At 62.7% G+C, this 22,712-nt stretch carries 23 protein-coding genes and 1 pseudogene; 10 read left to right on the top strand and 14 right to left on the bottom strand.

The features are described from left to right. Positions 1-94: 94 nt before the first annotated feature. The 10 genes from DBIPINDM_RS06905 to DBIPINDM_RS06860 form a co-directional block, all read right to left on the bottom strand. Positions 95-1,129, bottom strand: coding sequence for an ABC transporter permease (locus DBIPINDM_RS06905; protein ID WP_258585029.1), 1,035 nt, complete (start codon positions 1,127-1,129; stop codon positions 95-97). Then, positions 1,126-2,655, bottom strand: coding sequence for a sugar ABC transporter ATP-binding protein (locus DBIPINDM_RS06900; RefSeq protein ID WP_258585028.1), 1,530 nt, complete (start codon positions 2,653-2,655; stop codon positions 1,126-1,128). The genes DBIPINDM_RS06905 and DBIPINDM_RS06900 overlap by 4 nt, the downstream gene beginning before the upstream one ends. 103 nt (positions 2,656-2,758) lie before the next feature. Further along, complete coding sequence (locus DBIPINDM_RS06895) at positions 2,759-3,916, bottom strand: fumarylacetoacetate hydrolase family protein (protein ID WP_258585027.1); 1,158 nt, start codon at positions 3,914-3,916, stop codon at positions 2,759-2,761. Between the two features lie 161 nt (positions 3,917-4,077). Next, entirely contained in the window at positions 4,078-4,977 is a 900-nt protein-coding gene (locus DBIPINDM_RS06890) for an aldose 1-epimerase (RefSeq protein WP_258585026.1), read from the bottom strand. Further along, positions 4,964-5,719 (bottom strand): SDR family oxidoreductase, encoded by a 756-nt coding sequence (locus DBIPINDM_RS06885; protein WP_258585025.1) that lies wholly within the window; start codon positions 5,717-5,719, stop codon positions 4,964-4,966. The genes DBIPINDM_RS06890 and DBIPINDM_RS06885 overlap by 14 nt, the downstream gene beginning before the upstream one ends. A 15-nt stretch (positions 5,720-5,734) precedes the next feature. After that, the gene (locus DBIPINDM_RS06880; RefSeq protein WP_258585024.1) at positions 5,735-6,466 is read right to left on the bottom strand and encodes an ATP-binding cassette domain-containing protein; all 732 of its coding nucleotides are present in this window, start codon (positions 6,464-6,466) and stop codon (positions 5,735-5,737) included. Between the two features lie 3 nt (positions 6,467-6,469). Next, positions 6,470-7,447, bottom strand: a complete 978-nt coding sequence (locus DBIPINDM_RS06875; protein WP_258585023.1) for an ABC transporter permease — start codon at positions 7,445-7,447, stop codon at positions 6,470-6,472. 76 nt (positions 7,448-7,523) lie between these two features. Then, the gene (locus tag DBIPINDM_RS06870; protein WP_258585022.1) at positions 7,524-8,501 is read right to left on the bottom strand and encodes a sugar ABC transporter substrate-binding protein; all 978 of its coding nucleotides are present in this window, start codon (positions 8,499-8,501) and stop codon (positions 7,524-7,526) included. 24 nt (positions 8,502-8,525) lie between these two features. Then, a complete protein-coding gene (locus tag DBIPINDM_RS06865) occupies positions 8,526-9,728 on the bottom strand; it encodes a mandelate racemase/muconate lactonizing enzyme family protein (protein ID WP_258585021.1) in 1,203 nt (400 codons plus the stop codon). After that, entirely contained in the window at positions 9,725-10,447 is a 723-nt protein-coding gene (locus DBIPINDM_RS06860; protein ID WP_258585020.1) for a FadR/GntR family transcriptional regulator, read from the bottom strand. Before DBIPINDM_RS06860 ends, DBIPINDM_RS06865 begins: the two co-directional genes overlap by 4 nt. A gap of 104 nt (positions 10,448-10,551) precedes the next feature. Between DBIPINDM_RS06860 and DBIPINDM_RS06855 the strand changes: the two are divergent. From DBIPINDM_RS06855 to DBIPINDM_RS06815, 9 genes and pseudogenes are all read left to right on the top strand, one after another. Continuing rightward, positions 10,552-11,457 (top strand): annotated as a pseudogene (locus DBIPINDM_RS06855) (SMP-30/gluconolactonase/LRE family protein). Positions 11,458-11,655: 198 nt separating this feature from the next. Next, positions 11,656-12,540 carry an ABC transporter permease gene (locus DBIPINDM_RS06850; RefSeq protein WP_258585018.1) on the top strand — a complete coding sequence of 295 codons (885 nt, stop codon included), beginning with the start codon at positions 11,656-11,658 and terminating at the stop codon, positions 12,538-12,540. After that, positions 12,537-13,358 (top strand): ABC transporter permease, encoded by an 822-nt coding sequence (locus DBIPINDM_RS06845; RefSeq protein WP_258585017.1) that lies wholly within the window; start codon positions 12,537-12,539, stop codon positions 13,356-13,358. Before DBIPINDM_RS06850 ends, DBIPINDM_RS06845 begins: the two co-directional genes overlap by 4 nt. Before the next feature lie 25 nt (positions 13,359-13,383). Beyond that, positions 13,384-14,454, top strand: coding sequence for an ABC transporter substrate-binding protein (locus tag DBIPINDM_RS06840; RefSeq protein ID WP_258585016.1), 1,071 nt, complete (start codon positions 13,384-13,386; stop codon positions 14,452-14,454). Positions 14,455-14,739: 285 nt separating this feature from the next. Continuing rightward, entirely contained in the window at positions 14,740-15,348 is a 609-nt protein-coding gene (locus tag DBIPINDM_RS06835) for a cupin domain-containing protein (RefSeq protein ID WP_258585015.1), read from the top strand. Next, positions 15,338-16,423: an ABC transporter ATP-binding protein gene (locus tag DBIPINDM_RS06830; protein ID WP_258585014.1), complete on the top strand. Its 1,086-nt coding sequence runs from the start codon at positions 15,338-15,340 to the stop codon at positions 16,421-16,423. Before DBIPINDM_RS06835 ends, DBIPINDM_RS06830 begins: the two co-directional genes overlap by 11 nt. Positions 16,424-16,462: 39 nt before the next feature. Then, complete coding sequence (locus DBIPINDM_RS06825; RefSeq protein WP_258585013.1) at positions 16,463-17,890, top strand: aldehyde dehydrogenase family protein; 1,428 nt, start codon at positions 16,463-16,465, stop codon at positions 17,888-17,890. A gap of 89 nt (positions 17,891-17,979) precedes the next feature. Next, positions 17,980-18,588 carry a 2'-5' RNA ligase family protein gene (locus DBIPINDM_RS06820; protein WP_258585012.1) on the top strand — a complete coding sequence of 203 codons (609 nt, stop codon included), beginning with the start codon at positions 17,980-17,982 and terminating at the stop codon, positions 18,586-18,588. Between the two features lie 148 nt (positions 18,589-18,736). Continuing rightward, positions 18,737-19,090, top strand: a complete 354-nt coding sequence (locus tag DBIPINDM_RS06815; RefSeq protein ID WP_258585011.1) for a nuclear transport factor 2 family protein — start codon at positions 18,737-18,739, stop codon at positions 19,088-19,090. A gap of 99 nt (positions 19,091-19,189) precedes the next feature. Here DBIPINDM_RS06815 and DBIPINDM_RS06810 read toward each other — a convergent pair whose 3' ends face one another. After that, on the bottom strand, positions 19,190-19,363 hold the full coding sequence (locus DBIPINDM_RS06810; protein WP_258585010.1) for an SRPBCC domain-containing protein: 174 nt from the start codon (positions 19,361-19,363) through the stop codon (positions 19,190-19,192). 102 nt (positions 19,364-19,465) lie between these two features. On the opposite strand from DBIPINDM_RS06810, the gene DBIPINDM_RS06805 reads away from it, so the two are divergent. Next, the gene (locus DBIPINDM_RS06805) at positions 19,466-19,816 is read left to right on the top strand and encodes an ArsC family reductase (protein ID WP_258585009.1); all 351 of its coding nucleotides are present in this window, start codon (positions 19,466-19,468) and stop codon (positions 19,814-19,816) included. Positions 19,817-20,002: 186 nt separating this feature from the next. Here the strand turns inward: DBIPINDM_RS06805 and DBIPINDM_RS06800 are convergent, their stop codons facing one another. Genes DBIPINDM_RS06800 through DBIPINDM_RS06790 form a run of 3 tightly spaced genes read right to left on the bottom strand, consistent with a single transcriptional unit; the run spans position 20,003 to position 22,626 of the window. After that, on the bottom strand, positions 20,003-20,356 hold the full coding sequence (locus tag DBIPINDM_RS06800; RefSeq protein WP_258585008.1) for a DUF488 domain-containing protein: 354 nt from the start codon (positions 20,354-20,356) through the stop codon (positions 20,003-20,005). Between the two features lie 24 nt (positions 20,357-20,380). Continuing rightward, the gene (locus tag DBIPINDM_RS06795; RefSeq protein WP_258585007.1) at positions 20,381-21,637 is read right to left on the bottom strand and encodes an aminopeptidase; all 1,257 of its coding nucleotides are present in this window, start codon (positions 21,635-21,637) and stop codon (positions 20,381-20,383) included. After that, positions 21,634-22,626: a LysR substrate-binding domain-containing protein gene (locus DBIPINDM_RS06790; RefSeq protein ID WP_258585006.1), complete on the bottom strand. Its 993-nt coding sequence runs from the start codon at positions 22,624-22,626 to the stop codon at positions 21,634-21,636. The genes DBIPINDM_RS06795 and DBIPINDM_RS06790 overlap by 4 nt, the downstream gene beginning before the upstream one ends. Positions 22,627-22,712: the final 86 nt, after the last annotated feature.

The following is a 22,712-nucleotide window of genomic DNA, read 5'->3' as shown; positions in this document are numbered from 1 at the left end:
AGTTGGCGCCTCAGGTGGCGCCATCAACGAACCCCATCAGATTGCATCAGTTGAGGTGATTTTTTCAGGGCAGTCGGATGATTGGCGTCGAGGCTCAGCCGAGTGGATCGTCCTGGCCGTGTCCGGCGCGCCAGTTGCGCCACAGCCGGATCAGCCGGTCGACCGCCAGCGCAAGCACGACCAGGGTACCGGCGGCGAAAGTGCTCCACGCGACATCGACGCCAAGCATGCTCATGGCGCTGAGGATCACCTGAAGGAACAGCATGCCGATCGCGGCACCGATGACGCTGCCGTTGCCGCCCGAAAGCGATGTGCCGCCAATGATGGCCGCCGCGATCGCCAGCAGTGCGAACGTGCCGCCGTCACCGGGGGCAATGGCGCCCTGGGCGCCGACATGGATCACGCCGGCAAGCCCGGCCATCGCACCCATCAGCACCAGCGTCAGCACCCTGACCTTGCCTGTTGGAATGCCGGCATAGGCGGCAGCCCGCGGATTGCTGCCCACGGCCTGGACCCTGTAGCCGAAGCGGGTGCGGTGAAGCACGACATGCATCGCCAGCGCCAGTACGATGAAGACGAGGCCTGCCGCTGGCACCACGACGAACGCCTTGCCCGATAGAGTCGTGAAGAAGCTCCCGGTTATGCCCGGCGGCACGATTGTCTGTCCCTTGCCGGTGACCAGCGACAGGCCCTGGATCATCCACCATGTGACGAGCGTCACCAGCAGAGCCGGCAGGCGCAGCGCGATCACCAGCAGGCCGTTGATCAGGCCGAGCCCGGCGCCGGCCGCGACACCCGCCAGCGCGGCGAGCCAGGGGCTCATTCCGGCAACCATCAGCAGGGCCGTGAAGGTTGCCGCGAGATGAAACACGGCACCGGCCGAAAGATCGATTTCGCGCGTGGCGAGCACGAACACCATGCCGATCGCCAGCAGGCCAGGCAGGGCGGCCTGGCTCAGCACCGAGAGCAGGCTGGGCGGCTCGAGGAAGGCGGGGCTCAGCCAACCAAGCAGTGCGACCAACAGGGCGAGCGCAACGACAGCGCCGGTCTCGGCCGGCAGCCGGATGCTGCGTCTGCCTTGATGGTTCGCCGACCCGGCAAGCGGCGGCGCGGTCTCGGTCCTGGTCATGCAGCGCTCTCCCGACTGCTCCGGCGGTTTTCGTCCGCTGGCTTGCCCGACGTGATCAGCGTCAGAAGCCTGCCCACATCCATATCGTCGCCGGCGATTTCGCCGGCCAGCCTGCCTTGGTGCAACGCAAGGATGCGATCGCAGAGCCCGGTCAGTTCGGACAGCTCGTTGGAATGCAGCAGCACGATGCAGCCGCTGGCCGCCATCTGGCGGATCAAGGCGTAGATCTCCTGCTTGCTGCCAATGTCGATACCGCGGGCCGGTTCGTCGAGCAGCACCGTCTGCGGACCGATTTCCAGCCATTTGGCGATGATCACCTTCTGCTGGCCACCGGTCGATAGCGAGCCCGCAGGCATCTCCGGCGTACTCCTGATGCGCAGTGCCTCGATCTGCCGTGCGGCGCGGCCGAGCGCCGCCTTGGGCGAATACCAGCGCGACCCCCAGTTGCGTGCCCCGACGACGACGTTCGCCATGTTGAAGGCGATGGACTTGTCCGGCATCAACCCATTGCCGCGCTCGCCTGATATCATGCAGATGTTGCGCCGCGCTGCTTCTGTCTGCGTCTTCGGCAAGCCGTCTCCATCCGGAAAGCGCACCTTGCCTTGGCGCGCCTTGCGCAGCCCGAACAACAGAGCGAGCAGATCCGGCGCTCCGGACCCGGCAAGCCCGACAATCTCGCCCGCGCGGGCCGTGAAGCTGATCCCATTCAGTGTGCCGCCACTGAGCCCGTCGACGGTGATCTGCGGCCGCAGCGTGCCGGCGAGCGTCGGCAGGGCCCTAAGCGGCAGTGGGAACAGCGACTGGCGCAACTGGCCGATCATCGCTTCCTCGGACGCCGTCAGCTCCTGCCGCGCCTTTGACAGCACGTCGCGGCCGTTGCGGATCACCGTCAGCTGGTCGGCGATGGCAAGCGCGTCCCCCAGCCGGTTCGACGCGTAAAGCATGCTCATGCCCCTGGCTTTCAGCCGCCGCAGCACCGCGAACAGCCGCTCGCTCTGGCGGTGGTCGAGCGCCGAATTCGGGTCGTCAAGGAGGAGCAGCCTCGGGTTTTCCAGAAGCGCGCGGGCGATCGCGACCAACTGCCGTTCGCCGGGCCCGAGATCGCCGAGCGAGGCATGGACATCGACATCGAGATCAAGCTGGCGAAGCAGGTCACGGCTGCGTGCTTCCATTTCGCGCCGCGAGATCAGCCCGTTGTGGACCGGCTCGCGGTTGACGAACAGATTGGCCAGCACCGGGCGCTCGGGAAAAAGCCCCGGCCGTTGCAGGACCACGCCAATGCCGAGCTTGCGCGCCGCATTGGGGCTGTCGATCGTCGCGGTCTTGCCGTCAAATTCAATCACGCCACGGTCTGGCCGGACAATGCCCGCCAGCACTTTCGTCAGCGTCGATTTGCCGGCGCCGCTTTCGCCGACCAGCGCGTGGGTCGAGCCGCGCTCGACCACAAGGTTCATGTCATCGAGCACGACCGTGCCGCCAAAGCGCTTGGCGATGGTGCGCACGAACAGGATCGGCGAATCGGACATCGAAACGGCCCCCCGACCGCACCGCGATCTTGAAGCGGATTGCGTCCGCCGTCACTGGGATTCCGCATAAAATTGTGTTGATTGCGGCCGTTTCGGACAGATTCTAGATAAAATCGGCCTTCGCCAGGTCGCGCATCAAATGGCTGGCACCATAAGTCCAGTGCGGGCAATCGGGCGACAGCCGCACGCGGTTGACCAGCGCACCGAATTTCTCCGACGAGATGGTGACGATGTCGCCGACCTTGTGCGTAAACCCCTTACCCTTTTCGCCGCGGTCCTTCGACGGCACGAACATGGTGCCGAGATAGAGCGCCAGCCCGTCCGGATATTGGTGGTGCGGCCCCATCGCGGCGGCAACCAGCTCTTCCGGCGAACGGCTGATCTCGGCCATCGAGCTTGCGCCCTCCAGCGAGAACCCGTCATCGCCCTCGACCTTCAGGCGCACCACGGCCTGCTTCACGTCGTCGATCGAGAACGTGTCGTCGAACAGGCGGATGAAAGGGCCAAGCGAAGCCGAGGCGTTGTTGTCCTTTGCCTTGCCGAGCAGCAGTGCCGAACGCCCTTCGACGTCGCGCAGATTGACGTCGTTGCCGATGGTGGCGCCGACGATCCTGCCGCTTGAGGCGGCGATCATGGCGATCTCCGGCTCCGGATTGTTCCAGGTCGACACCGGGTGCAGGCCGACATCGGCGCCGAAGCCGACCGAGGCCATCGGCTGGCACTTGGTGAAGATCTCGGCATCGGGGCCGATGCCCACTTCCAGATATTGCGACCAGGCGCCGCGTGCGATGAACTTGGCCTTGATCTCCATCGCCTCGGGCGAACCGGGCTTCAGCTTCGAAAGGTCATGGCCGATCAATCCGGCAATGTCGGCGCGGATGGCATCGGCCTTTTCAGCCGAGCCGCGCGCCTGTTCCTCGATCACCCGCTCGAGCAGGCTGACGACGAAGGTCACGCCCGACGCCTTGACTGCCTGCAGGTCAACCGGGGAGAGCAGATATGGTTTTGCCGGATCGCGCTTGGCCTCGAAACTGTTGGCCGCGATGTCGTCGAGCGAGCCGATCGGCTTGCCCTTGGCCGAGCGCACATGCCCTGCCGGATCGGCCATCTCGCAGACATCACGCACCGTCGGTGCCACGCTCGAGGTGATGTCGAAGACGGTGCCGTCACGCACCGTGACCACCAAAGGATGGAGCGCGGCCGGTGATCGAGCACGGCCGAGAAAGACACCATCGTCAGGCAGAAACGTCATGTTTGTCATTGCACTCTCGTCATTACGCAGGATGGTTCACTGTTATGTGGTGCGCATGGTCTGTTCAAGTCGACACGCCCTGAAGCAGCATGCGCCGGAGCGACAGACGCTCAGTGGAAAAGGCCTGTGCCACCATGCCCTTGCGCCACTTAGTGACGCCCGATTCGACGCTACAGCTCATCCCAGCGTAGACGCAAACGCGCGCTTGTCGATCCGCCTTGTTCCAGTGTGGTCAGGCCGCCGCCGTGATGGGCGTCCACTGGATGTGAAACGGGTTCGAAGCAGAAGAAATCGGCGTCTCGTGCCGGCGAATAGAGAACGAAGACATTCAGCGACGGCGATGCTTCGACCGTGACGACGATGGCGTCATCCGGTTGAACGATCGAGGCGCGCCCATTCCAGCCTTCGAAGGCATTGTTGACCCAGGCGTCGGGAAGCGGCGCAGCGTGCGAAAAATCCCAGTCCGGGCGAGAGGCGAGCGGCACAACCCCTGTCGGCAGATGGCGTTCGTCCTCCAACCAGACCCTCTGCGCCGATGCCTGGAGCAAGGTGCGCGGGCGGTGCGGAAACCAGGGATGGAAACCGAGTCCGTAGGGAAGGCGGACGGCGGCCCGGTTCTCGACGGCCAGGACGGCGGACAGCGCGCCATCCTCCAGTGCATAGCGGACGCCCGCATGGTAGCGATAGGGTCCGATCGCCCCATCTTCCAGGGCCAGCTCCATTTCAGTGCCGGTTCGCTGCGTCAACCGCCACGGTCTTTGAAAAGCGTCGCCGTGGAGCGGGAACGGCTCGCCTTCGACATTGGGCTCTATCGCATGGAAGCGCCCATCAAACTCGAAGCCGCCACCGGAAATGCGGTTCGACCAGGGAACCAGCAGTTGAGACCCGAACTTGAGCATACCCTGGGATGGCTTAATGAGCGGCGTGGGCGCGCGGCCGGGGCGCAGTGCGTCGTAGCGCAGGATGGCAGCGCCCTCGCGAGGGCTCACCACCAGGCTTGCGCGCCCATCGGCAAGTTCGACCACATCACTGTTTGTCATCGACGGAGCGCCACGGCTACCAGCCGCCATCGACGCTGATGTTCTGGCCGCTGATCATGTCCGAAGCTGGGGAAACAAGGAACAGCACGAGATCGGCGACATGCTGCGGCTCGATACGGCGTTTCAGGCTTTGGTTGGTCAGGATCCAGTCATTGTATTCCTCGAGCCGTTCTCCGAAAACGCGCGCCTCCGCCTCGGAAATGACGGCGCCGGGCGACACCGCGTTCACGGTGATGCCGTGTGGTCCCAATTCCCGCGCAAGCGACTTGGTGAGTCCCAGCATGGCGCCCTTCGAGGCCACATAGGGCACGTAGCCCTCCCAGCGGCCGTTCAGCGTCACCGAGCAGAAATTGACGATCCTGCCCTGGCCCTTCTTCTTCATGCCAGGGGCGCAGGCGCGCGCCAGCGCGAAGGCGGCCGATGAATTCACACGGATCTGGTCCTCGTACTCGCCAAGTGAGAATTCCTCGAACGGACGGTTGATGATGAGTGCGGCGTTGTTGATCAGGATGTCGATCGCGCCTTCTTCGTCGGCGAGCGCCTTGATCGTCGTTTCGGCTTCAGCCAACTGGTTCAAGTCGCAACCGACATAGACGATCGTACCCTTGTTTATCGCTGCCAATTCCGCCGCGATGCCGGGTCCTTCGGCATTCTCCGGTCGGTCAAGCAAGAGCACGCGCGCGCCGGCGCGGGCAAGTGCGGCAGCCTGGGCGCGGCCGAGCGAACCCAGACCACCGGTTAGGAGCACAACTTTGCCGGAAAGATTCGTCATCGCCATTTCCCGCTTCTAAAGCACGCCGTGGACTTCATCGATGGAGGTTTCCTCGATGCGCTTGTCGAGCACGACCTCGCCGCGCGCCATCGCGACCACGCGATCACAGCAGTCAAAAACGTGATGCATGTTGTGGCTGATGAAAATGCCGGTCACCCCTTGTGCCTTTAGTCCACGTACAAAGCCGATAACCTTGCCGGTCTCTTTGACCGAAAGGTGATTGGTCGGCTCGTCGAGGATCATCACCTTCGACTTGAAATGCATGGCGCGCGCGATGGCGACGCCCTGCCGCTGGCCGCCTGACAGTTCGCCGACCAATGCGTCGGGCGACCGCAGATGCAGGTCGACATCGGCAATCGCCTTGATGCTTTCGCTAGCCATTTTCTTCTGATCCAGGATGCCCACACCGAATACGGAAAACCGCGTCGGCTCGCGGCCAATAAACAGATTCCTGGCGATCGACATGGTGGGAACCATCGAATTGTACTGGTAGATGGTCTCGATACCGAGGTTCATCGCGTCGCGAGGCCTGGCGATCCGCACGGGTTTGCCGTCGACCAGGATCTCGCCCTCATCGGCGGTATGGACGCCAGACAGGATGTTGATGAGCGTCGATTTGCCGGCACCATTGTCGCCGACCAGCCCGAGCGCCTCGCCCCGCTTCAGATCGAGGCTCACGCCCTTTAGCGCATGGACGCCGGAGTACCATTTGTGAAGATTGCGGACGGAGATGATTGCGTCTTCCATGCCTCAGCCCTCCATCTTGATCGCCTTGGCGCGCTTGCGCATCCAGGCATTGGCGACGACGGCGAAGATGGTCAGGAAGCCGATCGCGAATTTGAACCAGTTCGCATCAACGTGGGAGAGCACAAGCCCGTTGTCGATGATGCGGATGAGGATCGTGCCGATGATGCCGCCAGCGACCGTACCGATGCCGCCTGCGAGCGAAGCACCGCCGATGACCGCCGAGGCGACCGCCTGGAGTTCCAGACCCTCGCCGATGGAAGGCAAAGGGGAGCCCAGCCTCAGCACTTGCAACATGCCGGCGAAACCGGACAGCATCGAGCAAAGCATGAAGCATGCGAGTTTCACCCTTGCGGTCGGGATGCCCATCGAGGCGGCAGCGGGATGGAAGCCGCCGGTGGCTTTTATCCAGTTGCCGAAATTGGTTCTGGAAAGCATCAGCGATGTCAGCACGGCAATTCCGACAAACCACACGAACGACATGCGGAACATATGACCGGGACCGACAAACGAAGTGAACAGCCAGTTCGGCAGATCGACGGGAAGCAAGGGTGGAAACCCGCCCGAGACGACGATCGTCAGTGACCGGGCGATGAAAAGCATGCCGAGCGTGGTGATGAAGCTTGGGATCTCGAACCAGATCGTCACATAGCCGTTGATAAATCCGATCGCCGCGCAAACGACAAGCCCGGCCAGCAAGGCAAGGGGGAAAGGGACCCCCTCGACCATGAGGACGGCCATGCACATCGGCATCAGCGCGAACACCGATCCAACCGACAGGTCGAACTCGCCGCTGATCATCAGTATCGTCACGCCGATGGCGACGAGGCCCGTCTCGGGCAGAATGCCGAGTATGCCACGAAGGTTGTCCTGGTTGAGGAACACCCCATCCGAGCGGATCTCGAAAATCACCACCAGAAGCGCCAGCAGGATCAGTCCCGCCAGTTCCGGCTTTTCCAGATAGGTCTTGAAGAGGCGTTTCAAGGCAGGCTCCAGGAATTCGAGGCAAGGGGCCACTCGGCAGCGTGAGCACCGCCGGGTGAACACATGGCGGGTGGGCTTAACGCAGGCCTTGCGCGGAAAGCGTCATGATCGCGTCGGCCTGGTCCGGGCGCACGATGCCCTGGCCGGTATCGATGTCTGAGGGTGCCAGACCTACCTTCTTGTTCAGGTAGGCTTCCATGACGGGCATGAAGCCCTGCATGTAGGGCTGCTGGTCGACCAGGGCCTGTACGTAGCCCTTCTGCATCTGCTGCAGGACTTCCGGCACCAGATCGAAACCGCCAAGGAGGACCTTGCCTGGCGCGACGCCGCGATCCTGCAGCGACCGCGCAACGCCCGCGCACCAGAAGCCGGTGTCGAAATAGGCGGTGGTGTCGGGATGCGCGTTGAGATAGGCGCCGACACGATCGGACGTGACCGCAAGGTCGGTTCCGCTGTCGATCCGCTCCCATGAGACCTGGCGATCGGGATGGGCCGCCTTGTACTCCTCCAGGAACTGCATCACGCCCGCGCCACGACTTTCCGACCAATTCTGGCCTGGTGCCGAAATGCCGACCAGAACCTTGATCGGCCCATCCTTGGGGAAGCTGTCGGAAATCGCCTTGCCGAGCGAATAGCCCGCCGGCTTGAAACCTTGCCCTATGAAGGCCTGCCGCGCATTGCCCTTGGCGCCTTCCGTGTCATCGACATTGACGGCAATCACCAACACACCGGCATCTCGCGCCTCCTTGATGACGTCGTCGAACGCCTTGTTGTCGACGATCGAGGTCAGCAGGGCATCCGGCTTGGCCGCAAGTGCGGCGCGCATGTTGGCGAGTTGCTGCTCGACCGAGCCTTCGGTCTGGGTGAAAATCATGTTGCACTTGGCCTCGACCTTGCCGCAGGCATCGTCAAAGCCCTTCTTCACCGCCTGCCAGAACGTGTTCGAGGCCGACGAGTGGTGCGTAAAGACGATGTTGAGCCCGTCGGCACTGGCGACGGAAGGCCCGGCGATCAGCGTCGTCGCGAGCAAAAGCGTTGCAGTCAGTCGTTTCATTTCATTCCTCCCGTTGAGTGTGCTTCAGATGTCCGCCTTGTCGGAGACGCGGCGATGGACGGTGTAGGCCCGACCGAGGTCGGGATTGAGTTCCAGCCCGAGGCCCGGGCCGGGCGGCACGGTGATCATGCCGTCCTTGACTTCCGGTAGTGCGGTCACGAGGTCGCGGTACCAGGTCCGGTAGAATGCCCGCACACTCTCCTGTACGAGTGCGTTGGGCGCGTTGAGGGACAAATGTGTGGACGCCGCCAGAACCACCGGCCCGGTGCAGTCATGCGGAGCGACCGGCAGGTGCCAGGCCTCCGCCATCGCTGCGATCTTGCGTGCTTCAGAAAGCCCGCCGCACCAGGAAATATCCAACATGACGATGCCTGCGGCGCCGGTCTCCAGAAGGTCGCGGAATGCCCAGCGACTGCCCAAGGTTTCCGATGCCGAGATCGGCGCCGGGCTCGCGGCCTCATAGCGCTTGAGGTCGGCGAGGCTGTCCATGCGGATGGGATCCTCATGCCAGTATGTGCCATAAGGTCCGAGCGCTTTGGCGATCTTGATCGCCGGCAGAAGCTGCCACATGGAGTGGAATTCGACCATGATGTCGATCTTGTCGCCGACAGCTTTGCGGATCTTCTCGAAGGGCTGCAGCGCGGCTTTGAGGTCGGTGGCGCTAATGTCTTGCCCCCGGCTTTTCTCGGCGGCATGGTCGAAAGGCCAGATCTTCATGGCCGTGATACCGTCTTCAAGCAGCTCTGCCGCCAATTCGTCGGCGCGGTGGAGAAACCCGTTCAGGTCATCGTAGCCTTGCCTCGTGCCGAGACCATAATTTGCGGTTGTCTGTCCCTTGCCGTCCTTGATGTATTCGGTGCCGGCGCAGGTGTTGTAAGTCCGGATGGACTGCCGCGAAAAGCCGCCCAGAAGCTGTGCAATCGGCTGGTTCATGGCCTTGCCGAAAATATCCCAGAGCGCGATGTCGAAGGCGGAATTGCCGCGGACTTCGACCCCGCTTGAGCGGAAGCCGAGATAGCCAACCAGATCCGCGGAAAGCAGATCGATCTGCAGTGGATCGCGGCCGATGACGCGTGGCGCGACATATTCATGGACATATTCCTCGACCGTGCGGGCCAGGAAAAAGGTTTCGCCAAGGCCGGTGATGCCCTCGTCGGTATGCACCTCGATCCAGAGCAGATTGGGCCGCTCTTCGATACGAATGGTCTCAAGCGAGCGGATTTTCATGCGATCCCCGCGTCGATCAGCGCCTTGACGCTTTTGTCGAAATGCGCGGCCATATGTTCGGCGGCAAGTTGCGGGTTCCCCGCGATGATCGCCCGAGCAATATCCCCGTGACCGTCGATCATCTTGATCTGCTCTGCCTCGGTGGCCCGCGTACGCCAGCCGATCACCCATGTGCGTCGCGTGACACCGCTGAAGGCGTTGATGATCAACGAAAACACCGGGTTGTGAGAGGCACGCGCGATCGCTTCATGGAATGCGATGTCGTGCTCCATGACGATCTCGGGCGCACGATGGTTCTCGCGCATCAGCCGCGCGTATCCTTGTATTTCAGCCGCCTCCGCGTCGGTCCGCCGAAGTGCGGCGAGCGCCACCGTGCGCATTTCGATGGTACGGCGCACATCGTAAACCTGCTGGACGCTGATCTGTTCGGTGGTGACGCCGTGCTCGATGACCATCGACATGGCGCCGATGTCGAGCTTGGCAACGCTGGCGCGCCGGCCGGCGCTCATGTCGATCAGGCGCATCGCCGACAGCGATCGAAACGCCTCCCGCACGACTGTCCGCGAGACGCTAAGCTTGCGGGTCATGTCGGCTTCACTGGGCAAGAGGTCGCCAGGACCAAGGCCTTCCACGCGGATGTGTTGGGTGATGGCCTGAATGGCGGCACTCACCAGACCGGGATTTGTCTCGTCAGGTCCCATGTTGCGATCGCCTACCATTTTCCCCAAACCTGTATGACATGTTTTCTTGAAATGCGTATATCTTTGTGAAATCCTGTCTGTCAATAGCGGTTGACTGCGCGACAGTTGGGGAGGAAAGGGTAGTGGATAGCGGAGAAAAACAGCCAGGCTTCGTGTTTGATGCCCAAGATATTGTCGGGGAGAGTCTGCTCTGAGACGAGACCAGGAACACACTGATCTGGGTGGATATCATCGGGCGGCGCATCCACCAGCTCGATCCAGTCACTCTCGATCATGAGAGTTGGCAGACACCGGACCTCGCAACCTCAATTGGTCTGCGCAGGGATGGTGGCGCAATCGTCGGGCTGCGAAAGGACGTGGCACTGTGGGATTTCGGAGAAACCTTCAGGACGATCGCGACGATCGAACCGGACAGCCCTGACACACGGTTGAATGAGGGCGTGGTCGCCCCGGACGGCTCATTCTGGGTCGGCACCATGGAAAACAACATCGGCCCCGACGATCGTCCACGCGATATCTCGCGGGACGCAGGGCGGATCTATCGCCTCGACACAGCCGGCATCGTCGAGGCGCTCAGTGCCGATCGCTTCGGCATTACCAACACGATGGTCTGGACGGCGGATGATGCCTTCGTCACGGCAGACACGACGAAGAACCAGATCTTTCGCTATCACTGGGACAGGGTGCAATCGCGAATAACCGGCAGGCGTCTTTTGTTCTCGGGCTTTCCACGCGGTTTGCCGGACGGGTCGTGCATGGATGCGGAGGGCTATGTCTGGAATTGTCGCGTTGCAGGGGGTGGCTGCCTGGTCCGTATTTCACCTGACGGAGTTCTGGACCAGGTGGTGGAACTGCCCTGCAGCTGGCCGACGAGCTGTGCTTTCGGCGGCGAGAATTTCGATATCCTTTTCGTCACCTCGGCGCGGTTTACCATGAGCGAGAGACATCTGCGGGCAAACCCGCAGGAGGGTGGACTGTTCGCGGTGCGCGCAGGCGTTCGAGGCACACCGACCAAACGGTTCGGATGAGATAACCCAGTTAACGCAGCCGAGAACGGCAGGCTTGCCAGGTCGGCTACGGCTTTTCGACCGTTCCGGGCAAAGCCCAAGCGTTCTGGTGGTCGCTGGAGCGCTGATGGCGACAATTCATGAAAATCGGATTCCGCTTGACAGTTTCACGAATATGAAAAAATCTTAGCCAATTTCAAAATCCCAGTGAGCAGGTCGATGTCGACCCTAGTTGCAACGCAGGCGCCGGAAGCCCGGTCTTCATCGGGCTTCCGGCTCGCCATGCTGCTGCCGGGAGCGCTGGTCACATTCCTGCTCATCCTGTTTGCGCTTGGCCTGGTGCTGTTCCTCGCCTTCCGCGGCAATGACGGCTCGCTGCTCGGCGTTGGGCTGACCGTCGAAAACTTCGTCACCGTGGCCGCCGATCCGCTCTACTGGACGGTGACGCTGCGCTCGCTGGTCATTGCCGGCCTGGTGACGCTGGCCACGGTCGTCACCGCCTATCCCGTCGCCTACTATCTTGCCTTCCATGCCGGGCGGCGGCGCGGCCTGCTGCTCTTCCTGGTCACGTTGCCGTTCTGGACCAGCTATCTCCTGCGCGTTTTCGCCTGGAAGATCGTGCTCGCCTACAACGGCGTCTTGAACTCGGCGCTGATCGAAAGCGGCATCTGGGCGGAGCCGACATTGGCCTTCCTCAACACGCCGGCCGCGGTGGTCGTCACGCTCGCGCACGCCTACGCGCCCTTCGCCATCCTGCCGATCTATGTCGCGCTGGACACGATTCCGAAATCGCTGCTCGAGGCTGCCTCCGACCTCGGCGCGCGGCCGTTCACCGCGTTCCGCCGTGTTGTGCTGCCAAACTCGATGCCCGGCGTTCTGGCCGCGGCTCTCGTTGTCTTCGTGCCGACGGTCGGCGACTACGTCACCCCGGCCATGGTCGGCGGCCCGGCCAGCACCATGATCGGCACGCTGATCCAATCGCAGTTCGGCAAGGCCAATGACTGGCCGTTCGGCGCCGCCCTCTCGGTTTGCGTCATGCTGGTCATCCTGCTTGTGGTGCTGGTGGCGCGCGGCGCCGACCGCAGATTTGGCAGCCGCACATGAAAGCGCAACGCGCCGGCACGAAACGCGATGGCCGCTGGCTCGGCCTCTACGTGCTTGCCTATCTGGTGTTTCTTTATCTGCCGGTCCTGCTGATCCCGCTGTTTTCCTTCAACAATTCCATCCAGGCGGCGTTTCCGCTGCAAGGCTTCACGCTGCAATGGTACCAGACGCTCTATGGCAATCCGGCGCTGTCGGGCGCGCTGTTGAACAGTCTCGTCATCGCCGCCGTCGCCGCCACCGGCGCCACACTGTGCGGCATCACCGTGTCCTATATGGACCTCTATGGCCGCTCGCCATTGGCCGCCACGATCAGCGCCATCGCCCGGCTGCCGATCCTCATTCCCGGCGTCATTGTCGGCATTTCGCTGCTGATCCTGGTCGACCTCATCGGCCTCGGACCATCGCGCATCGCCATCGTGCTCGGCCATATACTAGTGGCGCTGCCGACCACCGTGGTGATCATGCGCAGCCGTTTTGCCGCCATCCCCAGGACGGTTCGCGAGGCGGCGCTTGACCTTGGCGCCTCCGACTGGACGACGTTTCGGCGCGTCATGCTGCCGCTCAGCCTGCCCGCCGTGCTGTCGGCCTTCATGCTTGCCTTCCTGATTTCCTTCGACGAATTCATCGTCGTCTTCTTTCTTGCCGGCACAGAGCCGACCCTGCCGCTCTACATCTGGAGCCAGCTGCGCTTCCCCCGCTCGCTGCCGACCGTCATGGCGCTTGGGACGGTGATCCTGGCCGTGTCCTTCATCATCGCCGGCACCGCCGAGATCCTGCGCCATCGCGGACTCGGCGCCGCGCGCCGCAATCTAGCCTGACCACAACAATGAGAGGAGAACGAAAATGGCATTCCACCTGAAATCGATAACCGGACACAAGGCCCGCGCCGGCCTCGCCGCACTGGCGCTCGCACTGTCGTCGACCGTGGCGCTGGCCGCCGAAAAGCTGCAATACTTCACCTGGTCGGGCTACGAACTGCCCGACTTCAACAAGAGCTTCCTTGCCGCGCACCCCGATGGCGTCGAGGCCTCGATCTTCGGTGACGACGACGATGCCTTCACCAAGGTCAAGGCGGGCTTCCGCCCCGATATCGCGCATCCCTGCTACGACAAGGTGGCGCGCTGGAACAAGGAAGGCCTGCTGCAGCCGATCGACACCAAGCGTATCAAGAACTGGGATTCGATCTTCCCTGTATTCAAGAACCTGCCCGATCTGCAGGCCGGCGACGGCAAGGTGTGGATGGTGCCGTGGGACTGGGGCAACACCTCGATCCTCTACCGCACCGACCTGGTGAAGAACCCCGAGGCGAGCTGGAACCTTCTGTGGGACAAGCAATATGCCGGCCGCATGGCAACCATCGACGCTGTCCATGACACGCCGATCGTCGCAGCACTGCTCGCCGGCGTGAACCCCTTCGACATGACGCCGGAGCAGATGGACAAGGTCGCGGCAAAGCTGCGCGAACAGCGCCCGCTGCTGTCGAGCTACACCACCGACATGACGTCGGTCGAGCAGGCGCTGGCCAGCGGCCAGCTGGTCGCCGCCATGACCTGGAACGCGTCGGCCACCTCGCTGAAGAAGCAGGGCGTGCCGGTCGAGTTCATGAAGCCGAAGGAAGGCATGCTGACCTGGGCCTGCGGCTTCGTCATGCTGAAGGACGCCAAGAATGTCGATCTCGCCTATGACTTCATCAACAGCCGGCTGGACGCCGATTCGGGCAAATTCCTGATCCAGTCCTACGGCTATGGCAGCTCGCTCAGCACCGCCTTCGCCGGCGTGGCGAAGGATGAACTTGAAAAGCTGCAACTGCCGTCCGATCCGGAAGTGATGCTGAAGACCACCATCTTCACCGGACCGATGAAGCAGAACGATGACGTGGCGAAGATGTTCGAGAAGGTGAAGGCGGGCGGGTGATCGGCGGTTATTGCGGAAGCTGGCGCTGCCCCTCATCGCCCTGCCGGGCACTTCTCCCCGTATAGTGACGGGGAGAAGGAGCTGGCCGCAATGGCGGCGACTCCCCTGCGACGCTGGTGATTGGCGAAACCGGCGACGAGAGCGTCCCTCTCCCCGTCACTATACGGGGAGAGGATGCCGGCAGGCAGGTGAGGGGCGGCGCAAACGCCCAGTAAAGTACGAATTCAATCCCGAGGCCGGCCATTGTCAGGTGCTGGCCCTGGAGACCGCAACAAGGACCGACGGATGGACATAGTGGACGAAGCGGCCGAGAAGCCGAAGGACGATGCCGACGTTCGCGTCGGCCGGCGCGTGCGGGCGCTGCGGCTGGAGCGCCGCCTGTCGCTGGCCGAACTGGCGGCAAAAGCCGGTGTGTCGATCGGTGCGCTGAGCCAGATCGAGCGCGGCATGTCCTCGCTGCGCGTCAAGGTGATCTGGCCGCTCGCCGCCGCGCTGGACATCGAGCCGTCGGCGCTGATTGCCGACGGCAATGATGCCGTCAACGATCTCTATTGCGTGCGTGCCAACAGCCGCCGCGTTATTCCCGTGAAGTCGGAAGGCATCGCCAAGGCGCTGCTGTCGCCGCCGGGCGCGACGCTGACCGGCATGCTGGTGACGGTGGAAGCCGGTGGCGGCACGGCGGAAGCCTATGCCCATGCCGGCCATGAATTCGGCTATGTGCTTTCGGGCGAGGTCGAGCTGGTGGTGGATTCGACAAAATACGGCTTGAAGACCGGCGACAGTTTTGCCTTCAAGAGCACGCTTTTGCACGCCTTCCGCAATCCCGGCGCCGAGCAGTGCCAGATACTCTGGGTCAACACCACGAAACCCTCCGAGGTTCGCGATGGCGCCTGATCCACTCGTCCGGCTGCAAACTGTCTCGAAGATTTTTCCCGGTGGCATCGTCGGGCTCGACGCTGTCGATCTCGACATTATCAGCGGCGAGTTCATCACGCTGCTCGGGCCGTCGGGCTGCGGCAAGACCACCAGCCTGCGCGTCATTGCCGGCTTCGAAAGTCCGTCGACCGGCAAGGTTCTGCTCGACGGCCGCGACATCACGGCACTTCGGCCCTTCGACCGGCCGGTCAACACCGTGTTCCAGGACTACGCGCTGTTTCCGCATATGAACGTCGCCGAGAATGTCGGCTTCGGCCTGTCGCTGCGAAAACTCACCAGTGCCGAGCAGGCAAAGCGCGTCGGCGAAGCCCTCGACATGGTCGGTCTCGCCGACAAGCTTGGCGCCCGCGTCCTGGAACTGTCGGGCGGTCAGCGCCAGCGTGTCGCGCTCGCCCGCGCCATCGTCTGCGAGCCGCGCGTGCTCTTGCTCGACGAACCGCTGTCGGCGCTCGACGCGCATCTGCGCGAACAGATGCAGGTCGAGTTGAAGCGGCTGCAATCGCGGCTTGGCACCACCTTCGTCATGGTCACCCACGACCAGACCGAAGCGCTGTCGATCTCTGACCGCATCGTCGTCATGAACAAGGGCCGCATCGAGCAGATCGCGCCACCGGCGACGCTTTATGACCGACCCGCCACGAAGTTCGTTGCCAGCTTCATCGGCACCATGAATCTCCTGCAATCGCGTTTTGTCGGCCGCGATGGCGATCGCTTGCGCTTCACCGCCGGCACCTTGCCGCTGGAGGCCATCTTTGAAACCGGCCAGTCACCCGACGAAGGCGAGGTGCGAACCATTGGCGTGCGTCCGGAGGATCTGCTCGCGACGACCGAGGCCGCGTCCGACACGGCGCCAGCGCGGGTCAACAGCATCGTCTTCCACGGCCGCACGCTGCGCCTGCACGCAGAACTGGGGCAGGGGTTGCCGGTGGTGATCGATGCGCCGCGCCAGGCCGAGGGTTTTCAATTCAGCGTCGGCGACGTGGCGCATATCAGCCTGCGCCGTGGCGCCAACTGCCCTATGCTCTCCGCATAGGCTGCCCGTCCATTTCCCAGAAAATCGGAGTATTTCCCTGTGAGCAATCATCTCAACTTCTTCATCGACGGCAAATGGGTGGCGCCCGTGGTGCCGGCGACGCTTGACGTGATCGACCCGTCCACCGAAGAGGCCTATACAAAGATTTCCGTCGGCTCGGAGGCCGATGTTGACAAGGCCGTGGCGGCCGCCAAGGCTGCCTTCCCGTTCTTCTCGCAGACCAGCAAGGCCGAACGCCTGAAGCTCCTGAAACGCATCCTCGAGATCTACAACGAGCGCTACGAGGACATCGCCCAGGCCGTCAGCCAGGAGATGGGCGCGCCGATCACCTGGGCACGCGAGGCGCAGGCCTGGGCGGGCAGGGCGCATATGGAAGCCACTATTCATGCGCTGGAGGACTATGAATTCCAGGAGAAGCGCGGCGGCACCATGGTGGTCAAGGAGCCGATCGGCGTCTGCGCGCTGATCACGCCGTGGAACTGGCCGCTCAACCAGATCGTCTGCAAGGTGGCGCCGGCCATCGCCGCCGGCTGCACCGTCGTGCTGAAGCCGTCCGAGATCGCGCCGATCAGCGGCATCGTCTTCTCCGAAGTGATGCAAGCCGCCGGCACGCCGAAGGGCGTCTACAACATGGTCAACGGCACTGGCCCGGATGTCGGCCAGATCATGGCCGGCCACGCGGACGTCGACATGGTGTCCTTCACCGGTTCGACCCGCGCCGGCATCATCGTTGCACAGACGGCGGCGCAGACGGTCAAGCGCGTGGCGCAGGAACTCGGCGGCAAATCGGCCAACATCGTGCTGCCGGACGCCGATTTCGAAACGGCGGTGCGCAAGGGCGTCGAGGGCTGCTTCGGTAACAGCGGCCAGTCTTGCGACGCGCCGACCCGCATGCTGGTGCCTGCCGCCCGCCACGACGAGGCGCTCGCCATCGCTAAGAAGGCCGCAGAAGCGCACAATGTCGGTGATCCCCGCTCGGAGGACACCAGGCTCGGCCCGGTCGTCTCCAACATCCAGTACGACAAGATCCAGCGGCTGATCGAGACCGGCATCAAGGAGGGCGCCACGCTGGTCACCGGCGGTCCCGGCCGGCCAGAACATCTCAACCGCGGCTATTATGTGCGGCCGACCGTGTTCGGCCATGTCACGCCGGGCATGACCATCGAAAAGGAAGAAATCTTCGGCCCGGTGCTGTCGGTCATTTCCTACAAGGATGACGAAGACGCGGTGAAGATCGCCAACGACACGGTCTACGGCCTCGCCGCCTACGTGCAGTCGCAGGATATCGAGCGCGCCCGCAAGGTGGCCGCACAGCTACGCGCCGGCCAAGTGTCGATCAACTATCCGGAATGGGACACGTTCGCACCGTTCGGTGGCTACAAACAGTCCGGCAACGGCCGCGAATATGCCGATTGGGCCATCCACGATTTTCTGGAGGTCAAGGGCATCATCGGCTACGGGGCATAGGCTTCGGATCAATCTACGCTTGACTCAAAGGTTTGTTCCTGTTTTGTTCTATATACCAGAGCAAAACAGGAGCGTTCCTTGGCGAGCGTATGCGTATGTACCAAGGCGAGTTCGATTTCGGAATTCCAGAGCCGCCATGGCGGCCTAAGCGGCCGGAGCGCGTCTTCTACGGCTTGTTTTTGCAGCAGAAGGACTATTCGCGGTTTGCGAATTGTCAAAGCCAGCTATGCGGCCAATGTGAGATAACCGGCTCGCGTCTGCTCTACCACCGGTTTCACGTCAGCCTGCAACACGTCGGTGATTACAAAAGACTGCGAACGAAAACCATCTTCGCAGCCGCCCGATCGGGGCGGCGCATCGCGATGTCTGAGTTTGAGGTCACCTTTCGTCATTTCAGGAGCTTTCCCGGTCGCCCGGCGACGAGGGGCCGCCCAGCCAAGCATCCTTTCGTGCTTCTCGCCGATGATGGACCGGTTTGTGAATTGAGCAGGAAGCTCGGCGCTGAAATGTTGCGCGAAGGCCTGAAAGCTTCAGACGGTTTCGTTCCGCATTTGACGCTGGCCTATGATCAAAAACTTGTTCCGCAACAGCCTGTCGGCCCAATCAGCTTTGTCGCGCGGGAGTTCGTACTTGTGCACAGTTTGCGCGGATTGGAGAGGTACGTTTTCCCCGAATGTTGGCCACTGAGTGCGATGTGATGCGCCGATCGCTCTCCCTCAAATCGTCGTCACAGAGCCGGGCTATATCTATCGTCCTGACACGGCTTGTCAGCTGTCGTGCGGGCAAAGGTGGCGGGCCGGCAAGCGATCCCCTACTTCGAGTGCGTCTGAACAGGAGGAACACAAAATGACCATCGCGGAAATTGCCAAGGATTTCACCGAGCTCCTCAAGCAGGGAGACCACAACGGTGCTGCCGAAAAGTACAATGCCGATGATATCGCCAGTTACGAAGCCATGGAGGGGCCGATGGCCGTCAGCCATGGCAAGGAGGCCCTGAGGCAGAAGAGCCAGTGGTGGCAGGAAAACCACGAAGTCCATGGCGGCTCGGTCGAAGGCCCCTATGTCAATGGCGACCAGTTCGCGGTGCGCTTCACCTTCGACATAACGCCCAAGGCCACCGGCGAGCGTGTCACCATGGATGAGGTTGGCCTGTACACGGTCAAGAACGGCAAGATCACCGAAGAGCGCTTTTACTACTGAGGCCGGAGAATACCTCCGACTTCGGAGTTAGCTCTTCGCTACAGGATTGAGAAACAAACATGGCGGCCGGGACGATCCCCTAGCCGCCATGTGAGAGGCTCAAATCGTCTTCACATACTCTGCAAGCTGATCCGCCACCGTGCCCCAACCATCGAGGAAACCCATCTCTTCATGGTTGTTGCGGGTTGCCTCGCCGCGATGGATGGCGGTGGCGGTGTAACGCGTGCCTTTGCCATGAAGTGCTCCCCTGACGGGCCGGTAACCCGGCAGCAAGCCCGAAAATTCCGGAGATGCAGGCTTGGGCGCTGGCAAAGAGGGAAGGGCGGTTTTAGGCTGGAAATCGGATTCGACTTATCAGCCCAAGGGAAGCGCGCTTTGACGATCACCATCTACGGCATCACCACCTGCGACACGGTCAAGAAGGCGCGCGTCTGGCTGGAAAGCCATGACGTGCCCTATCGGGTTCACGATTTTCGCGCGGACGGGCTGGACGCGAAGCGGCTGGATGGCTGGGTCGGCAAGGTCGGCTGGGAAAAGCTGCTCAACAAGGGCAGCACGACGTTCCGCGAGTTGGCGGACAAGGACAAGCAGGGCCTCGATGAGAAGAAGGCCAAGGCGCTGATGCTGGCCAAGCCGACGATGGTCAAGCGACCGGTGCTGGAAGTCGGTGACCGGGTTCTGGTTGGCTTCAAGCCGGATGTTTATGAGGCGGCGGTGGGGAAGTAGCGGCGCTGTATACCCTTCACTTCGTCATCCTATGGCGGAGCAAGGAGCGAAGCGACGCGGCGCAGACCATAGGATCCATGCCGTGAACTATCAGCGTCGCAACGGTGCAGGTTCTGCTCTGCTGCATTCCGGACAGACGTCACGGCATGGATTCTCGGGTCAAGCCCGAGGATGACGACAGGCAGGTTACTTTCCTCTCAAATACCCCGCCAGCGCCACGGCATTGTTGTGCGCCTCATCATGCGCGCCGTAGAGCAGCGTCACACGACCTTCGCCGAGCAGTCCGCGCAACTGACTAACCGCCTCATCATTCCCATCCAACTCAGCGCGGTACCGCTCCCGAAACTCCGCCCAGCGCGCCGGCTCGTGCCCGAACCACTTTCGCAGCTCATCGCTCGGCGCGACCTCCTTCAGCCACAGAGCCAGCGCGGCATGCTCCTTGCTGACCCCGCGCGGCCAGATACGGTCGACGAGAACCCGCTGCCCGTCACCGGGTGCGGGTGGCTCGTAAATCCGCTTCACCATCAGGTCGAAGGTCATCACACCCTCGCTGGTTGAAAACCCTCAGGCCCACTCGCCCTTGCGCATCACCGGCACGCGGCTGCCGTCCTTGTGGACGCCGTCAATGTCGATCTTGTCCGAGCCGATCATCCAGTCGATGTGGATGAAACTCTTGTTGCCGCCGCGCGCCGCGATCTCGTCCTGGCTGAGCGAGGCGCCGTCGACGAAACACTTCGAGTAACACTGGCCAAGCGCGATGTGGCAGGCGGCGTTCTCGTCGAACAGCGTGTTGAAGAACAGCAGCCCGCTGGCCGAGATCGGCGAGGAATGCGGCACCAGCGCCACTTCGCCGAGACGGCGCGATCCCTCGTCGGTGTCGAGCACCTTTTTCAGCACATCCTCGCCCTTCGAAGCCTTGGCCTCGACGATCCTGCCTTCCTCGAAACGCACCGAGATCTCGTCGATCAGCGTGCCCTGGTAGGACAGCGGCTTGGTCGAGGAGACATGGCCCTCGACGCGCCTGGCATGCGGCGTGGTGAAGACCTCCTCGGTCGGGATGTTGGGGTTGCAGGTGATGCCGTTCTTGGCGGTCGAGGCGCCGCCCATCCATTCATGGCCATCCGCCAGCCCGACCGTCAGATCGGTGCCTGGTCCGGTGAAATGTAGGGCGTGGAAATTATGGCCGTTGAGCCATTCGGTGCGGCCGCGCAGCGCTGCATTGTGCGTCGTCCAATTTGCGATGGGGTCTTCCACGTCGACTCGTGACGCCGCGAAGATCGCATCGGCGAGCTTTACCACCGCGACATCGTCGGCATCGCCAGGGAAAACCTGCTTGGCCCAGGCGAGGTCCGGATAGGCGACGATGTTCCAGTTGATGTCGAAGCCGGTGATCTTTTCCAACGCCGGCTGGTAGGCCATCGAATTGGCCTTGTTGGCGCGCGCCACTTTCGCCGGATCCTGCGCCGACAACAGCGAGGGATCCTCGCCGCGCACGGCAAGCCTGGCCGCATTGTTGGAAAAGGCCTTCGCCATGCCTTCATAGAGCCAGCCGGCGGCGTGGTCGAAACCGGCGTCCGCCCCGAAGCGGTAGCGCGCCAGCGTCATCTCGTCATCGTTGAAGATCGGCGTCACCAGCCCGGCGCCGGCCTTGTAGGCGTGCTCGACGATGCGCCTGGTCAGCGGCAGGGCCGCGATCGACGAGGTCAGTACCAGGTCCTGTCCGGGCTGCAATTGCAGCCCGACCTTGATGGCGACTTCCGCCAGCCTGTCGAGCTTCACCGGGTCGATCGTTGCGGAAACGCCGCGCGAATGTGTGGTCATGATCCTGCCTGCCGTGGTTGAATATCTGCTTCTACATAGACCGGCGCCACGGTGCTTTCCACCGCGATCGCGCTGGCGGGGCCTGTCGTCGCCGATCCAAACTGCGCCATCGTCGCCGCGATCTCTTCCTTGATCCAGGCCTTGAAGTCTCCGACCTTGCGGCTCTCCGCCTTGGCCGACGAGGTCACCAGCCAGTAGCCGAGCCCGCTCTGGGCGCGGATTCCGAACGGCGCCACCAGCCGCCCGTCAGCCAGGGCATCGGCGGCCAGCAATTGCCAGCCCAGCATCACGCCATGGCCGGCAATCGCCGATTCCAGGCACAGCATCGGATCGGTGAAGCGCGCGCCTTTCAGGAAGATAACGGGTGGAACACCGGCTGCCGTGAACCAGCTCTCCCAGTTGATCATCGCCCGCTCGTCGGTGATGGCGCAGGTCTGGGCGAGGTCCTCTATCGATTGCAGTTTCCTGGCGATGACCGGGGCGCACACCGGAAAAACCTCCTGCGCCAGGAGCAGTTCCGCGCGCCCGCCCGGCCATTTGCCGTCGCCAAGCCGGATGGCGATGTCGATGTCGGAATGATCGAGATTGGCCAGCCGCACCGACGCATCGATGCGCAGCAGCACATTGGGATGGCGGTCGAAGTGACGCGACAGTCTGGGCAGCAGCCATTTCGAAGCGAAGGCCGGCGCGGCCGAGACGACCAATGTGCATTGCGTCGCTTCGTCGGCCAGCGCCACGGCCTGGGCAAGCTCGCGAAACCCGGCACCAAGGCGGGTCGCGAAGACAGCGCCGAATTCGGTCAGCACGAGACCGCTTGCCGTGCGCTCGAACAGCGCCTGGCCGAGCTGCTTTTCGGTGCGGCTTATCTGCTGGCTGACGGCACTGACGGAAACATTGAGCTCGCCCGCGGCCGCCGCGAGCGAGCCGAGACGGGCAACGGTTTCGACGGCGCGAAGGCCGTTGAGATGGACGCGGTTGAGCATGGCCATTTGAGATTTTCTAAACTGTTCCGTCTGAAATCTCAATTGAAAGGCGCGCCGAAACGGCAGACTTTGTTGATGGGAGAGAGACCCGT

Origin of the sequence: Mesorhizobium sp. AR02, assembly GCF_024746835.1 — a bacterium.
GTDB lineage: Bacteria > Pseudomonadota > Alphaproteobacteria > Rhizobiales > Rhizobiaceae > Mesorhizobium.
This window is presented reverse-complemented; position numbering and strand designations above follow the sequence as displayed.

Bases quoted from the DNA above. Each gene is read 5' to 3' on its own strand.
- DBIPINDM_RS06905 (WP_258585029.1), bottom strand. From the start codon at position 1,129: ATGACCAGGACCGAGACCGCGCCGCCGCTTGCCGGGTCGGCGAACCAT.
- DBIPINDM_RS06830 (WP_258585014.1), top strand. From the start codon at position 15,338: ATGGCGCCTGATCCACTCGTCCGGCTGCAAACTGTCTCGAAGATTTTT.
- DBIPINDM_RS06850 (WP_258585018.1), top strand. From the start codon at position 11,656: ATGTCGACCCTAGTTGCAACGCAGGCGCCGGAAGCCCGGTCTTCATCG.
- DBIPINDM_RS06835 (WP_258585015.1), top strand. From the start codon at position 14,740: ATGGACATAGTGGACGAAGCGGCCGAGAAGCCGAAGGACGATGCCGAC.
- DBIPINDM_RS06860 (WP_258585020.1), bottom strand. From the start codon at position 10,447: ATGGTAGGCGATCGCAACATGGGACCTGACGAGACAAATCCCGGTCTG.
- DBIPINDM_RS06790 (WP_258585006.1), bottom strand. From the start codon at position 22,626: ATGGCCATGCTCAACCGCGTCCATCTCAACGGCCTTCGCGCCGTCGAA.
- DBIPINDM_RS06815 (WP_258585011.1), top strand. From the start codon at position 18,737: ATGACCATCGCGGAAATTGCCAAGGATTTCACCGAGCTCCTCAAGCAG.
- DBIPINDM_RS06795 (WP_258585007.1), bottom strand. From the start codon at position 21,637: ATGACCACACATTCGCGCGGCGTTTCCGCAACGATCGACCCGGTGAAG.
- DBIPINDM_RS06865 (WP_258585021.1), bottom strand. From the start codon at position 9,728: ATGAAAATCCGCTCGCTTGAGACCATTCGTATCGAAGAGCGGCCCAAT.
- DBIPINDM_RS06880 (WP_258585024.1), bottom strand. From the start codon at position 6,466: ATGGAAGACGCAATCATCTCCGTCCGCAATCTTCACAAATGGTACTCC.
- DBIPINDM_RS06870 (WP_258585022.1), bottom strand. From the start codon at position 8,501: ATGAAACGACTGACTGCAACGCTTTTGCTCGCGACGACGCTGATCGCC.
- DBIPINDM_RS06900 (WP_258585028.1), bottom strand. From the start codon at position 2,655: ATGTCCGATTCGCCGATCCTGTTCGTGCGCACCATCGCCAAGCGCTTT.
- DBIPINDM_RS06895 (WP_258585027.1), bottom strand. From the start codon at position 3,916: ATGACAAACATGACGTTTCTGCCTGACGATGGTGTCTTTCTCGGCCGT.
- DBIPINDM_RS06820 (WP_258585012.1), top strand. From the start codon at position 17,980: ATGCGTATGTACCAAGGCGAGTTCGATTTCGGAATTCCAGAGCCGCCA.
- DBIPINDM_RS06885 (WP_258585025.1), bottom strand. From the start codon at position 5,719: ATGACGAATCTTTCCGGCAAAGTTGTGCTCCTAACCGGTGGTCTGGGT.
- DBIPINDM_RS06845 (WP_258585017.1), top strand. From the start codon at position 12,537: ATGAAAGCGCAACGCGCCGGCACGAAACGCGATGGCCGCTGGCTCGGC.
- DBIPINDM_RS06800 (WP_258585008.1), bottom strand. From the start codon at position 20,356: ATGACCTTCGACCTGATGGTGAAGCGGATTTACGAGCCACCCGCACCC.
- DBIPINDM_RS06890 (WP_258585026.1), bottom strand. From the start codon at position 4,977: ATGGCGGCTGGTAGCCGTGGCGCTCCGTCGATGACAAACAGTGATGTG.
- DBIPINDM_RS06840 (WP_258585016.1), top strand. From the start codon at position 13,384: ATGGCATTCCACCTGAAATCGATAACCGGACACAAGGCCCGCGCCGGC.